We start from the raw sequence: 12761 nt of genomic DNA on the forward strand, positions 1-12761 counted from the left end.
GGCTTTGGTCCGCCCCGGCCCGCCGTCTCCCGGCGGAGCATCAGACGACGGCGGGGCTGCTCCATTCCCGCTGCACCGTCAGATCCGCCTTAGCCTCGGCCAGTTGTACGGCGACGGCGGACGGTGCCGTGCCACCCCTCGCGTCGCGCGCGGCGAGCGCGCCCGGCACGTTGAGAACGCTCCGCACCTGCGGCGTCAGCCGCGGCGAGATCTTCGCGAACTGTTCGTCGGTCAGCTCGTCGAGCTCGATGCCGGCCGCCTCGCAGACCTTGACGCACTCGCCCGCGCTCTCGTGCGCCTCCCGGAACGGCACCCCCTGCTTGACCAGCCACTCGGCGATGTCGGTGGCCAGGGAGAACCCGGCGGGGGCCAGTTCCTCCATCCGCTCGCGGTGGACGGTGAGGGTGGCCAGCATGCCGGTGAAGGCCGGCAGCAGGATTTCCAGCTGGTCGCAGGAGTCGAAGACCGGCTCCTTGTCCTCCTGGAGGTCCCGGTTGTACGCGAGCGGCAGCGCCTTGAGGGTCGCCAGCAGCCCGGTGAGATTGCCGATCAGCCGGCCCGACTTGCCGCGCGCGAGCTCGGCGATGTCCGGGTTCTTCTTCTGCGGCATGATCGAGGAGCCGGTGGAGAACGCGTCGTGGAGGGTGACGAAGGAGAACTCCTTCGTGTTCCAGATGATGATCTCCTCGGCGATCCGCGACAGGTCGACGCCGATCATCGCGGTGATGAAGGCGAACTCGGCGACGAAGTCCCGGGAGGCGGTGCCGTCGATCGAGTTGGCGACGGAGCCGCCCTCGAAGCCGAGGTCGGCGGCCACCGCCTGCGGGTCGAGCCCCAGCGAGGAACCGGCCAGCGCGCCCGAGCCGTACGGCGAGACCGCGGTGCGCTCGTCCCACTGGCGCAGCCGCTGCGCGTCCCGCGACAGGGCCTGGAAGTGGGCGAGCACATGGTGCGCGAAGAGCACCGGCTGGGCGTGCTGGAGGTGGGTCCGCCCGGGCATGGCGACCTCGGGGTGGGCCTCGGCGAGGCCGACCAGGGCCTCCTGGAGGTCGGCGATCAGGGCGCCGATGATCCGGGCGTGGTCGCGCAGGTACATCCGGAAGAGGGTGGCGACCTGGTCGTTGCGGGACCGGCCGGCCCGCAGCTTGCCCCCGAGGTCGGGGCCGAGCCGCTCCAGCAGGCCGCGCTCCAGGGCGGTGTGCACGTCCTCATCCGCGATGGTCCCGGTGAACGAGCCGTCCGCGACATCGGCGGCCAGCCGGTCGAGCCCGGCCAGCATGCGCTCCAGCTCGTCGTCGGTGAGCAGCCCGGCACGGTGCAGGACCCGGGCGTGGGCGCGGGATCCGGCGATGTCGTAGGGCGCGAGCCGCCAGTCGAAGTGCACGGAGGCGCTGAGCTTCTCCAGGGCGGCGGCGGGGCCGTCGGCGAACCGGCCGCCCCAGAGCTTGACGTCGTTCGGTGCGGTGTGGGTCACGGTGTCAGGTCCCGTCGTGCGGCGATCATTCCGGACGTGCCGAAGATCTCGGTGAATCCCTGGGACATCGACGGGTGGGGCGTGTCGCCGGTGTCGCAGGTGGCCAGGTCGAAGTCGTCCAGCGATGGGGGGGACCTGCGGCCGGTGACCACGACGCGCTCGGTCACGGGTCCCTCCTCAGGATGCATACGCTGTTCCGAATAAGTATGCATCCTGCCGCATGGCCCGTCAAAAAAACTCCCCGCCTGCTTCCCGGGGCGGTGGAGCAGACTAAGCCCATGGGAAAGACTTATGACCGGATAGCCGGACGGCTGCGGATCTTCATCGAGGAACAGCCGATCTTTTTCACCGCCACCGCCCCGCTCTCCGGCACCGGAACCGTCAACCTCTCGCCCAAGGGCCTGCGCGGTTCCCTCGTCGTGATCGACGAGCACACCCTCGCCTATCTCGACTTCGCCGGCAGCAACGCGGAGACCGTCGCCCACCTCCGCGAGAACGGCCGCATCACCCTGATGTGGTGCGCCTTCCAGGGGCCGCCCACCATCGTCCGCGTGCACGGCCACGGGGAGCCGGTCTTCCGGGACGACCCGCGCTGGCCGGAGCTGATGACGCACTTCACCACCATCGACCCCGCCGCGCACGGCCACCGGGCGATCATCGTGGTCACCGCAGAACTCATCCGCGACTCCTGCGGCTACGCGGTGCCGTTCATGAGCTACGACGGCGAGCGGCCGCTGCACGCCTCCCGCTTCGCCCGGGAGACGGACGAGAGCCTGGACGCCTATTTCCACCAGAAGGACCACATCGCCCGGAGCATCGACGGGCTCCCCGGCCTGCCGCTCCCCCTGCCGCCCACTCCGCCGCGGGGCGAACGCCCGGCGGGCTGAATCCGCACCCGCCGGGCGGGGCGGCGAGGCACGCGAGGCCGGGAACCCGCACGGGGGAACCATGCGCAGCGCGTTCGAAATGAGGGGCGCGCGACAGAATCCGGAGATCAGGGCGCCATCGGCAGGGGTACGGCGGGGCCGCGGACACGGAGCACCCTGGTCAGCGGCGCGACGCTGGTTCAAGCCGGCGCACTGGAGCGCGCCCGGCGTGAACGTGATCCGGAACGCGCCGTTCCGCGCTGTCCGAAAAGCGGTCAAGCTGACAACGCCACGCGTCATCGCCGTACGGCTGCCCGCCGACCGGCGGCGCCCCGTCCCCGGTCATCCGTCAGCCGAGGAAATGGAGACTCCGTCCATGACCCCCGTCCCCGATCTGGCGTCAGGGCAGCACACCGCCAAGGACACCCTCATCCGTACCCGTGAACTCCTGGACCCCGCGCTGCGGTCCTGGACGCAGCGGCTGCCCGCGCCCGTGGCCCGGGTCGCGTCCTATCACTTCGGCTGGGTGGACAGCGCCGGTCGGCCCGAGAACGCCCCCCAGGGCAAGGCACTGCGCCCGGCCCTGGTACTGACCTGCGCCGAAGCGGTCGGCGGCACCGCCGACTCCGCCCTGCTGCCCGCCGTCGCGGTGGAGCTGGTGCACAACTTCTCCCTGCTCCACGACGACATCCTCGACGGGGACACCACGCGCAGGCACCGGGCCACCGCCTGGACGGTGTTCGGCTCCTCCGCCGCGCTGCTGGCCGGCGACGCCCTGCTGATCCACGCCGGCCGGGTGCTGTGCGACGGGCCGCCGCAGCCGCACACGGTGACCGGCATCCGCTGGCTGAGCGAGGCCACCACCCGGCTGATCGAGGGCGAGCAGACCGACATCGGGTTCGAGGAACGCTCGCACGTGTCCCTCGCCGAGTGCCTGGACATGACCGAGCAGAAGACCGCGGCGCTGCTGGCCGTCTCCTGTGCGCTGGGCGCGCTGTGGGGCGGTGGCAGCCTGGAACAGGCGGACCTGCTGCACCGGTTCGGCACCCATCTGGGAATGGCCTTCCAGCTGACGGACGATCTGCTGGGTATCTGGGGCGACCCGGCCGTCACCGGCAAGCCGGCCGGCGCCGATCTGATCAGCCGCAAGAAGTCGCTGCCGGTGGTCGCCGCACTCGATTCCGGCACCCCGGCGGGGCAGCGGCTGGCCGCCCTGTACACCGATCCGGAGGCCGAGCCGAGCGAGGTCGCCGAGCTGAGCCGCCTGGTGGAGGAGGCGGGGGGCCGGGCCTGGGCGGAGCGCACCGCACGCGAGGAGCTGGCCAGGGCCCTGGCGGCGCTGCGCTCGGCGCGTCCGGCGCCAGAGGCGGCCGAACGCCTCACCGCGCTCGCCGAACTCGCCACCCAACGCGACCGCTGACGGCGGCCCCCGGTGCACGCGGCCGGTCCGTCCCCGGGGACGGACCGGCCGCGACTGCGGTCGTGGTCTCCGTTCACCTGCGAGCCCGCCCGGCCCGGCGTACGAAGGGTCAGGCTTGGACGCTGTGGCCGCCGATGTGCTGGAGTGTGCCGAGGGGTACTCGATCCCGGAGGGGTTCCGGGCGACATCGAGGGCCCGGCCAGGTGACCGAAGCGGTGGAGTGGGAGTTGAAGCAGGTGGAGCAGCGAGTCCTCGGCAGAAGCGAACAGCGGGTGTCGGCTGTCGGGCTGGGCACCTGGCAACTGGGAGCCGACTGGGGGCAGGTGGAAGAGAAGGCCGCTCTCTCGGTGCTGGAGGCAGCGGTGGAGGCCGGGGTGACGTTCTTCGACACGGCGGATGTGTACGGGGACGGGCGCAGCGAGCGGGTGATCGGACGGTTCCTGCGCGAACGCCCCGACACCGCGGTGACGGTCGCCACGAAGATGGGACGCAGGGTCGCGCTGGACCCTGATCTCTACACCCTCAGCAACTTCCGGGCTTGGACCGACCGCTCACGCCGGAATCTGGGAGTGGAACGGCTGGATCTGATCCAGCTCCACTGCCCGCCCACCCCCGTCTACTCCTCGGACGCGGTCTTCGACGCGCTGGACACCCTGGTCGAGGAGGGGCGGATCTCGGCGTACGGGGTGAGTGTCGAGACCTGCGCGGAGGCGCTGACGGCCATCGCCCGGCCGGGTACGGCGAGTGTGCAGATCATCTTCAACCCGCTGCGGCTCAAGCCGCTCGAGGCCGTGCTGCCCGCCGCCACCGCGGCGGGCGTGGGCATCATCGCGCGCGTGCCGCTGGCCAGCGGTCTGCTGTCCGGGAAGTACACCCGGGACACGGTCTTCTCCGACGACGACCACCGCACGTTCAACCGCCACGGTGAGGCGTTCGACCAGGGCGAGACGTTCTCGGGGATCGAGTACGCCAAGGGAGTCGAGGCCGCGGCGGAGTTCTCGGCGCTGGCCGCCGAAGGAGCGACACCGGCCCAGACGGCACTGCGATGGATCATCCAGCAGCCGGGCGTGACCTCCGTCATCCCGGGTGCGCGCAGCCCTCAGCAGGCGCGCCTGAACGCACAGGCCGCCTCACTCGCTCCCCTGCCGGACGAGACGCTCAAAGCGGTCGGGGAGCTCTACGACCGCTGGGCCCGTGCGGACGTCCACCACCGCTGGTAAGCCCTCCCGAACCCGACGACGAGGGACGCCCGCCGGGTTCGCGGTCCGGGCGAGAGCCGTCGGACAGGCCCTACTCCTGCTGCTTCTGCGCCACCCGCAGCAGATGCTCCGCCAGGGACTGGCCGCCGGTCGGGTCGCGGCTGATGAGCAGCAGGGTGTCGTCCCCTGCGATGGTGCCCAGGATGTCGTGCACCTCCGCCTGGTCGATGGCGGAGGCGAGGAACTGCGCCGCACCCGGCGGGGTTCGGAGCACCACGAGGTTGGCCGACGCCTCGGCGGAGATCAGCAGTTCCCCGGCCAGCCGGGCCATGCGCTCTTCCTTGGCCGACTCCCCCAGCGGGGCCCGTGGCGTGCGGAAACCGCCCTCGCTGGGCACGGCGTAGATCAGCTCACCCCCGGTGTTGCGGATCTTCACCGCGCCCAGCTCGTCCAGGTCCCGGCTGAGGGTCGCCTGGGTGACGCTCAGTCCGTCGTCGGCGAGGAGCTTCGCCAGCTGGCTCTGTGAGCGCACCGGCTGCCGGTTGAGGATGTCGACGATCCGGCGGTGCCGGGCCGTACGGGTCTGCGGTACGGACGGGCCGTTGCCCAGCCGGTCATCGGTCATGCTCCCTCTCCGGTTCGGTCGGTCACGGTTCAGCGGCGGGCGGGTGCCGCCTTCGCCCGGGCGTCCGCCACATCCAGCACCCCGGGCAGGGCGCTGACGAACGCCGACACCTCCGCCTCATCGATGATCAGCGGTGGCGCCAGCCGCACGACATCGGCCGCCACGGCGTTCACCAGAATGCCCGCCGCCTGGGCTGCCTGCTGTACCTGCGCCGCGAGCGGCTCGGTGAGCACGATACCCAGCAGCAGCCCCGCTCCCCTGACCCGGTCGACCAGCGGGTGGCCCAACTGCCAGATTCCTTCCCGCAGTCGCTCACCCATCCGCCGGACGTGCGCGAGGAGTCCCTCGGACTCGATGGTGTCCAGAACGGCGAGGGCGGCGGCGCAGGAGACCGGGTTTCCGCCGAAGGTGGAGCCGTGCTGGCCGGGGGCGAACAGTTCAGCGGCCGGGCCGAAGGCGAGGGTGGCGCCGATGGGCAGCCCGCCGCCCAGACCCTTGGCGAGGGTGACGATGTCGGCCTCCACCCCTTGGGCCAGCCCCTCGAACCACTGGCCGGTGCGGCCGATTCCGGTCTGCACCTCGTCCAGCACCAGCAGGGTGCCGGTGGCCCGGGTGATCTCCCTGGCGGCCGCCAGATAGCCGGCCGGCGGCACGATCACCCCGTTCTCGCCCTGCACGGGTTCGAGGATGACCAGCGCGGTGTCCCGGGTGACGGCGGCCCGCAGCGCCTCCGTGTCCCCGTACGGCACATGGGTGACATCGCCCGGCACGGGCTGGAAACCGCGCTGCTTCGCCGGCTGACCGGTCAGCGCCAGGGCGCCCATCGTCCGGCCGTGGAAGCCGCCGGTGGTGGCCACCATGTGGGTGCGGCCGGTGAGCCGGCCGAGTTTGAAGGCGGCTTCGACGGCCTCGGCGCCGGAGTTGGAGAAGTAGACGCGGCCGGGGCGCCCTGCCAGGGCCAGCAGCCGCTCGGCGAGGGCGACGGGCGGCTCGGCGATGAAGAGGTTGGAGACATGGCCCAGCAGTGCGATCTGGTCGGAGACCGCGCGCACCACGGCCGGGTGCCCGGTGCCCAGGGAGTTCACTGCGATGCCGCCGACGAAGTCCAGGTACTCCTTGCCGTCGGCGTCGAACAACCGGGCGCCCTCACCGTGGGTGAGCGGGATGCGCGGGGTGCCGTAGTTGTCCATCAGGGCGCCCTGCCACCGGCCGATCAGGTCCTGGTTGCTGCTCATGTCGGCTCTCCTTGGTCCGGCACGACCATCGTGCCGATGCCCTCGTCGGTGAAGATCTCCAGCAGGATGGAGTGCTGGACGCGCCCGTCGATGACGCGGGCGGTACGCACCCCGCTGCGTACGGCGTGCAGGCACCCCTCCATCTTGGGCACCATGCCGCTGGCCAGGTCGGGCAGCAGCCGTTCCAGTTCGCTGACGGTCAGCCGGCTGATGACCTCGTCGCTGGCGGGCCAGTCCGCGTACAGGCCCTCGACGTCGGTGAGGACCATGAGCGTCTCGGCGCCCAGGGCGGCGGCCAGGGCCGCGGCGGCCGTGTCGGCGTTGACGTTGTAGATGTGGTCGTCGTCGGCGCTGCGGGCGATGGAGGAGACGACGGGGATCCGGCCGTCCGCCAGCAGCGCCTCGATCGCGCCGGTGTCCACGGCGGCGATCTCGCCGACCCGGCCTATGTCCACCCGCTCGCCGTCGATGTCGGCGTAGCGCTTGGTGGCGGTCATGGTGTGGGCGTCCTCGCCGGTGAGCCCGACGGCGAGCGGCCCGTGCCGGTTGAGCAGCCCCACGAGTTCGCGCTGCACTTGCCCGGCGAGCACCATCCGGACCACGTCCATGGCCTCGGGGGTGGTGACCCGCAGCCCGGCCTTGAACTCGGATTCCAGGCCGAGGCGGTCGAGCTGGGCGGTGATCTGCGGGCCGCCGCCGTGCACCACGACGGGGCGCAGTCCGGCGTGCCGCAGGAAGACGACGTCCTGGGCGAAGGCCGCCTTCAGCTCCTCGTCGATCATGGCGTTGCCGCCGAACTTGATGACGACGATCTTGCCGTGATGGCGGGTCAGCCAGGGCAGCGCCTCGATGAGCGTGCGGGCCTTGGGCTGGGCGGTGTGCTTGCGTGCGGTACCGATGGGGGTCTCCGGCTGCTGGGTCACGACGAGTACGCGCTGTTCTCGTGGACGTAGTCGGCGGTGAGGTCGTTGGTCCAGATGACGGCGGAGGCGTCCCCGGCGGCCAGGTCGGCGGTGATGCGCACCTCGCGGAAGCGCATGTCCACCAGGTCGCGGTCCTCGCCGACGGAGCCGTCCTTGCAGACCCAGACGTCGTTGATGGCGACGTTGAGCCGGTCGGGCTCGAAGACGGCGGAGGTGGTCCCGATCGCGGACAGCACCCGCCCCCAGTTGGGGTCCTCGCCGTGGATGGCGCATTTGAGCAGGTTGTTGCGGGCGATGGAGCGGCCGACCTCGACGGCGTCGTCCTCGCTCGCGGCGCCGACGACCTCGATCCTGATGTCCTTCGAGGCGCCTTCGGCGTCCCCGATGAGCTGCCGGGCCAGATCGGCGCAGACCTCGCGGACGGCCTCGGCGAACGCCCCGGGCTCCGGGGTGACGCCGGAGGCACCGGAGGCCAGCAGCAGCACGGTGTCGTTGGTGGACATGCAGCCGTCCGAGTCCACCCGGTCGAAGGTGGTGCGGGTGGCCGCGCGCAGTGCCCGGTCCAGATCCTGCGCGTCCACGTCGGCGTCGGTGGTGAGCACCACGAGCATGGTGGCAAGACCGGGGGCGAGCATGCCCGCGCCCTTGGCCATGCCGCCCACGGTGAAGCCCTCGCCCTCGGCGACGGCGGTCTTGTGCACGCTGTCAGTGGTCTTGATGGCGATGGCGGCCTTCTCCCCGCCGTGCCGGGACAGCGCCGTGACGGCGGTGTCGATGCCGGGCAGCAGGGCGTCCATGGGCAGCCGGGTGCCGATCAGCCCGGTGGAGGCGACGGCGATCTCCCCGGCGCTGTGCCCCTCGCCCAGGGCCTCGGCGGTCCTCTCGGCGGTGGCGTGGGTGTCCTGGAAGCCCAGGGGCCCGGTGCAGGCGTTGGCACCGCCGGAGTTGAGGATGACGGCCGAGACCCGGCCGCCCTTGAGGACCTGCTCGGACCACAGCACGGGGGCGGCCTTGACACGGTTGGAGGTGAAGACACCGGCCGCCGCACGGCGTGGGCCCTGGTTGACGACGAGCGCCAGGTCCGGGTTGCCGTTCTCCTTGATCCCGGCGGCGATACCCGCCGCCTGGAATCCCTGCGCTGCCGTCACACTCATGGCGCGACTCCGATCGTCGAAAGTCCCAGCTCCTCGGGCAGGCCGAGGGCGATGTTCATGCTCTGCACCGCGCCGCCGGCGGTGCCCTTGGTGAGATTGTCGATGGCGCTGATGGCGATGACGCGGCCGGCGTCCTCGTCGAGGGCGACCTGGAGGAGGGCGCTGTTGGCGCCGTACACGGCGGAGGTGGCGGGCCACTGGCCCTCCGGGAGCAGCCGCAGGAAGGGCTCACCCGCCACGGCCTTCTCGTAGGCCTCGCGCAGCGCGGTGGCGGTCACCCCGGGTTTGGCCTTCGCGGAGCAGGTGGCGAGGATGCCGCGCGACATGGGGGCCAGGGTGGGGGTGAAGGAGACGGATATCCGGGTGCCGGCCACGGCCGACAGGTTCTGGATCATCTCGGGGGTGTGGCGGTGCACGCCGCCCACGCCGTAGGGGCTCATGGAGCCCATGACCTCGCTGCCCAGCAGGTGCGGCTTGGCCGCCTTGCCCGCGCCCGAGGTGCCCGTGGCGGCCACGATCACGGCCTCCGGCTCGGCGATCCCGGCCGCGTACGCGGGGAAGAGCGCCAGGGACACGGCGGTGGGGTAGCACCCGGGCACCGCGATCCGCCGCGCGCCGCGCAGCGCCTGCCGGGCGCCGGGCAGCTCGGGCAGCCCGTACGGCCAGGTCCCGGCGTGCGGGCTGCCGTAGTACCGCTCCCAGTCGGCGGCGTCCGAGAGCCGGAAGTCGGCCCCGCAGTCGACGATGAGGGTGCTCTCCCCCAGTTCCTCGGCGACCGCGGCGGACTGGCCGTGCGGCAGCGCGAGAAAGACGACGTCGTGCCCGGCCAGCACCTCGGCGGAGGTCGGCTCCAGCACCCGGTCCGCCAGCGGGTACAGCTGGGGCTGGAGCGCCCCCAGCCGCTGACCGGCGTTGGAGTGGCCGGTCAGGGCCCCTATCTCGATCTCCGGATGCCCCAGCAGCAGCCGCAGGATCTCCCCGCCGGCATACCCACTCGCCCCTGCCACCGCAGCACGCATCGCCACCATCGCCTCCTCATCAGCTATGGCATGACTATACGTAGAGCAGCAGTTTTATGCAATCACACGGATGGGGGATCTCCGCCTCCACCGAAGGGGCGCGCGCCGCCTCAGCCGGGCGGGAACACCGCCCCCGTCAGCTCCTCGGAGACGCGCCAGATCCGCTGGGCGTCCTCGGTGCCGCGCAGCCTGGAGTAGAGCTTCTGTTCCGCCGGGCCGCCGCCCAGGTGCCCGAGACCGCTCGGGCCGTAGAACGGGGCCCCCTCGCCGTCGGCCACCGTCGCGGCGCGGAGAGCCGGGAGCCCGGCGCTCTCGACGGTCCCGACGAGAAGTCCGCGGGCCGCCATGGCACCGATGAGCCTGCGACCCCCGGTCTCCCGGTCCCGGCCGACCTCGGGGCGGGCGTCGAGCAGGCTCGTCGGCGCGACCCCCGGATGGGAGAGGTTGCTCGTGATGCCCCAGCCGTGGGCCCGAGCGCGCCGGCCGAGTTCGAGCCCGAAGAGTCCGAACGCGATCTTCGACTGGCTGTAGGCGCGCATGCCGTCGTAGGAGCGTTCCCAGTTGAGGTCCTCCCAGTTGATGGCGCCCCGGTTGGCCGCGACGCTGATCTGCGAGGTCACCCGGCCCCGTCCGGCGCGCAGCAACGGCAGCAGGTGCGCCACCAGGGCGAAGTGGCCGAGGTGGTTGGTGCCGAACTGCAGCTCGAAGCCGTCGGCCGTCGTCTGCCGGCCGGGCGGTGTCATGACACCGGCGTTGTTGATGAGGAGGTGGAGAGGGCGCCCCTCCTCCCCCAGGGTCCGGCCGAGGGCCGCGACGGAGTCGAGTGAGGACAGGTCGAGGCTGCGCAGGGACACCTTCGCGTGGGGGACCCGCTGCCCGATGGCGGTGATGGCAGCCTCCCCCTTGCGCGGGTTGCGGACGGGCAGCAGCACCTCGGCCCCGGCCGCCGCGAGCCGCGTGGCGATGCCGAGACCGATGCCGTCACTGGCGCCGGTCACCACGGCGCGTTTCCCGGCGAGACCGGGGAGGGGGACGTCGATGGGCTTGCGTGGCATGGGTGCGCTCCTCGTGGTGGGGTCGTCGCTCCCACGATGGGCAACGATCGCACCGCTATCCAGGACCGCTCGATCCACTGATACGCGGGGCGGGGCCGGGCCGGCCGGCGGCCCCGGTGGCCCGGGTGGGGTGCGCGAGCGGCTCCCCACCCGCCGGACGCGCAGGTCGGCGCGCCGCGCGCGACCCCGGCGTCCGGAAGGGGGGATCGGCGGGCCGTGGCTACCCGCGCCCGCGGGCGGTAGGAATGACCCCGTACCGAGAAGGGAAGCCCATGGTGATCGACCGGACCGGACTGGCGGAGTTCCTGCGGCGCCGCCGGGCGGCGCTGCAACCCGAGGACGTCGGTCTGCCGCGCGGGCGGCGCCGCCGTACCGAAGGACTGCGGCGGGAGGAGGCGGCGGCGCTCTGCCACATGTCGACCGACTACTACGCGCGCCTGGAGCGGGCCCGCGGACCCCAGCCGTCCGAGCAGATGATCGCCTCCATCGCCCAGGGACTCCATCTCTCGCTCGACGAACGCGACCACCTGTTCCGGCTGGCCGGGCACAACCCGCCCGCCCGGGGCGCCATCAATGAACACATCAGCCCCGGCCTGCTGCGCATCCTCGACCGGCTCGACGACACCCCCGCGGAGATCGTCACCGAACTCGGCGAGACCCTGCGGCAGTCCCCGCTCGGCGTGGCGCTCACCGGCGACACCACCCGCTTCAGCGGCCCGGCCCGCAGCATCGGCTACCGCTGGTTCACCGATCCCGGCACGCGGACGCTCTACGACCCGCGGGAGCACCCGTTCCTCACCCGGATGTTCGCCTCGGGCCTGCGCGAGCTGGCCACCCTGCGCGGCCCCGGCTCGCGCGCGGCGCACTTCGCCGACCTGCTGCTCGCCCGCAGCGAGGAGTTCCGGACGGTGTGGGACACGCACGAGGTCGGCATCCGTCCGCACGAGGTCAAGCACTTCGTCCACCCCGAACTCGGCGCCCTCGAACTGACCTGTCAGCGGCTGGTCGACCCGGACCAGGGCCACTCACTGCTCGTCTACACCGCGATCCCCGGCAGCGAGAGCCACGAGAAGCTCCAACTGCTGTCCGTCCTCGGGGCGCAGGCCCGGCCCTGACGTGCGCCGTACGGCCCAACCCGGCGCCGATTCCGTCCCACCATCGGTGGATGAACCATGAGGACGGTGCCCGCGTCACGCCGGGGGCCAGCCGTTCGTCCGTCCCGCGACCCGGTCAGCCGAGCCGCAGATTCCACTGCCCGCGGGCGCCGTGCAGGCTGACCACCGACAGGGGGTAGATCTCGGTGCGCCAGTAGGCGTGCGGCGGGGCCTTCAGCGCGTACAGCATCGCCGCCCGGATCACCGAGGCCTCGGTCACCGCCACGATCCGGCCGTCGTCCGCCAGCGGGCGGGTGTCCAGCCAGCCGCCGACCCGGGAGATGAACGACAGCAGGGCCTCCCCGCCGTGCGGTGCCGCACGCGGGTCGGTCAGCCACGCGTCGACCGCCGCCGGTTCACGGGCGGTCACCTCGGCGAGGGTCAGCCCGCTCCACCGGCCCATGTCGCACTCCCGCAGCGCCGGCTGGGCCAGCGGCGCGTACCCGAGAACCTCGCCGGTCTGCCGGCTGCCCGGGGTCGGCGAGCAGTACCGCAGTTCGGCGGCGGCCAGCGGTGCCAGTGCCGGCACGGCCCGTTCCAGCGCCTGCCACCCGGCGGCGTCCAGCGGGCGGTCGTCGCCGAAGCGGCTTTCCAGGAGCGGGGAGGTGCGGGCAGCGGCGATCAGCGTGACCAGCAT

At 72.3% G+C, this 12761-nt stretch carries 12 protein-coding genes and 1 pseudogene; 4 read left to right on the plus strand and 9 right to left on the minus strand.

Translation table 11 applies throughout. The features are described 5' to 3' along the window. Positions 1 to 40: 40 nt before the first annotated feature. Together argH and ACTFAP_RS02085 are read right to left on the minus strand one after the other, a co-directional pair. Positions 41 to 1474: an argininosuccinate lyase gene (argH, locus tag ACTFAP_RS02080; protein ID WP_500468058.1), complete on the minus strand. Its 1434-nt coding sequence runs from the start codon at positions 1472 to 1474 to the stop codon at positions 41 to 43. Further along, positions 1471 to 1632, minus strand: a pseudogene (locus ACTFAP_RS02085) (argininosuccinate synthase); the annotation flags it as partial. The pseudogene ACTFAP_RS02085 and the gene argH, both read right to left, overlap by 4 nt. Positions 1633 to 1752: 120 nt before the next feature. Here ACTFAP_RS02085 and ACTFAP_RS02090 point away from each other — a divergent pair. From ACTFAP_RS02090 to ACTFAP_RS02100, 3 genes are all read left to right on the plus strand, one after another. Continuing rightward, positions 1753 to 2361, plus strand: coding sequence for a pyridoxamine 5'-phosphate oxidase family protein (locus tag ACTFAP_RS02090; RefSeq protein WP_495683250.1), 609 nt, complete (start codon positions 1753 to 1755; stop codon positions 2359 to 2361). A gap of 355 nt (positions 2362 to 2716) precedes the next feature. Further along, entirely contained in the window at positions 2717 to 3760 is a 1044-nt protein-coding gene (locus tag ACTFAP_RS02095) for a polyprenyl synthetase family protein (protein ID WP_500468059.1), read from the plus strand. A gap of 236 nt (positions 3761 to 3996) precedes the next feature. Further along, the gene (locus ACTFAP_RS02100; RefSeq protein WP_500469378.1) at positions 3997 to 4980 is read left to right on the plus strand and encodes an aldo/keto reductase; all 984 of its coding nucleotides are present in this window, start codon (positions 3997 to 3999) and stop codon (positions 4978 to 4980) included. Between the two features lie 70 nt (positions 4981 to 5050). Here the strand turns inward: ACTFAP_RS02100 and ACTFAP_RS02105 are convergent, their stop codons facing one another. The 6 genes from ACTFAP_RS02105 to ACTFAP_RS02130 all read right to left on the minus strand — a co-directional run bounded on the left by ACTFAP_RS02105 (position 5051) and on the right by ACTFAP_RS02130 (position 10970). Next, a complete protein-coding gene (locus ACTFAP_RS02105) occupies positions 5051 to 5584 on the minus strand; it encodes an arginine repressor (protein WP_200368357.1) in 534 nt (177 codons plus the stop codon). 29 nt (positions 5585 to 5613) lie between these two features. Further along, positions 5614 to 6819, minus strand: coding sequence for an acetylornithine transaminase (locus ACTFAP_RS02110; protein WP_500468060.1), 1206 nt, complete (start codon positions 6817 to 6819; stop codon positions 5614 to 5616). Next, on the minus strand, positions 6816 to 7742 hold the full coding sequence (gene argB / locus ACTFAP_RS02115; RefSeq protein WP_453853969.1) for an acetylglutamate kinase: 927 nt from the start codon (positions 7740 to 7742) through the stop codon (positions 6816 to 6818). Before argB ends, ACTFAP_RS02110 begins: the two co-directional genes overlap by 4 nt. After that, the gene (gene argJ / locus ACTFAP_RS02120) at positions 7739 to 8896 is read right to left on the minus strand and encodes a bifunctional glutamate N-acetyltransferase/amino-acid acetyltransferase ArgJ (protein WP_500468061.1); all 1158 of its coding nucleotides are present in this window, start codon (positions 8894 to 8896) and stop codon (positions 7739 to 7741) included. The genes argB and argJ overlap by 4 nt, the downstream gene beginning before the upstream one ends. After that, positions 8893 to 9921 (minus strand): N-acetyl-gamma-glutamyl-phosphate reductase, encoded by a 1029-nt coding sequence (argC, locus tag ACTFAP_RS02125; protein ID WP_500469379.1) that lies wholly within the window; start codon positions 9919 to 9921, stop codon positions 8893 to 8895. The genes argJ and argC overlap by 4 nt, the downstream gene beginning before the upstream one ends. Before the next feature lie 104 nt (positions 9922 to 10025). Further along, entirely contained in the window at positions 10026 to 10970 is a 945-nt protein-coding gene (locus tag ACTFAP_RS02130) for an SDR family oxidoreductase (protein WP_500468062.1), read from the minus strand. A 272-nt stretch (positions 10971 to 11242) separates the two neighbouring features. On the opposite strand from ACTFAP_RS02130, the gene ACTFAP_RS02135 reads away from it, so the two are divergent. Then, the gene (locus tag ACTFAP_RS02135; protein ID WP_500468063.1) at positions 11243 to 12085 is read left to right on the plus strand and encodes a helix-turn-helix transcriptional regulator; all 843 of its coding nucleotides are present in this window, start codon (positions 11243 to 11245) and stop codon (positions 12083 to 12085) included. Between the two features lie 115 nt (positions 12086 to 12200). Here the strand turns inward: ACTFAP_RS02135 and ACTFAP_RS02140 are convergent, their stop codons facing one another. Beyond that, on the minus strand, positions 12201 to 12761 hold the full coding sequence (locus ACTFAP_RS02140; protein WP_390125471.1) for a histidine phosphatase family protein: 561 nt from the start codon (positions 12759 to 12761) through the stop codon (positions 12201 to 12203).

This window comes from Streptomyces sp. PH9007 (assembly GCF_059813725.1).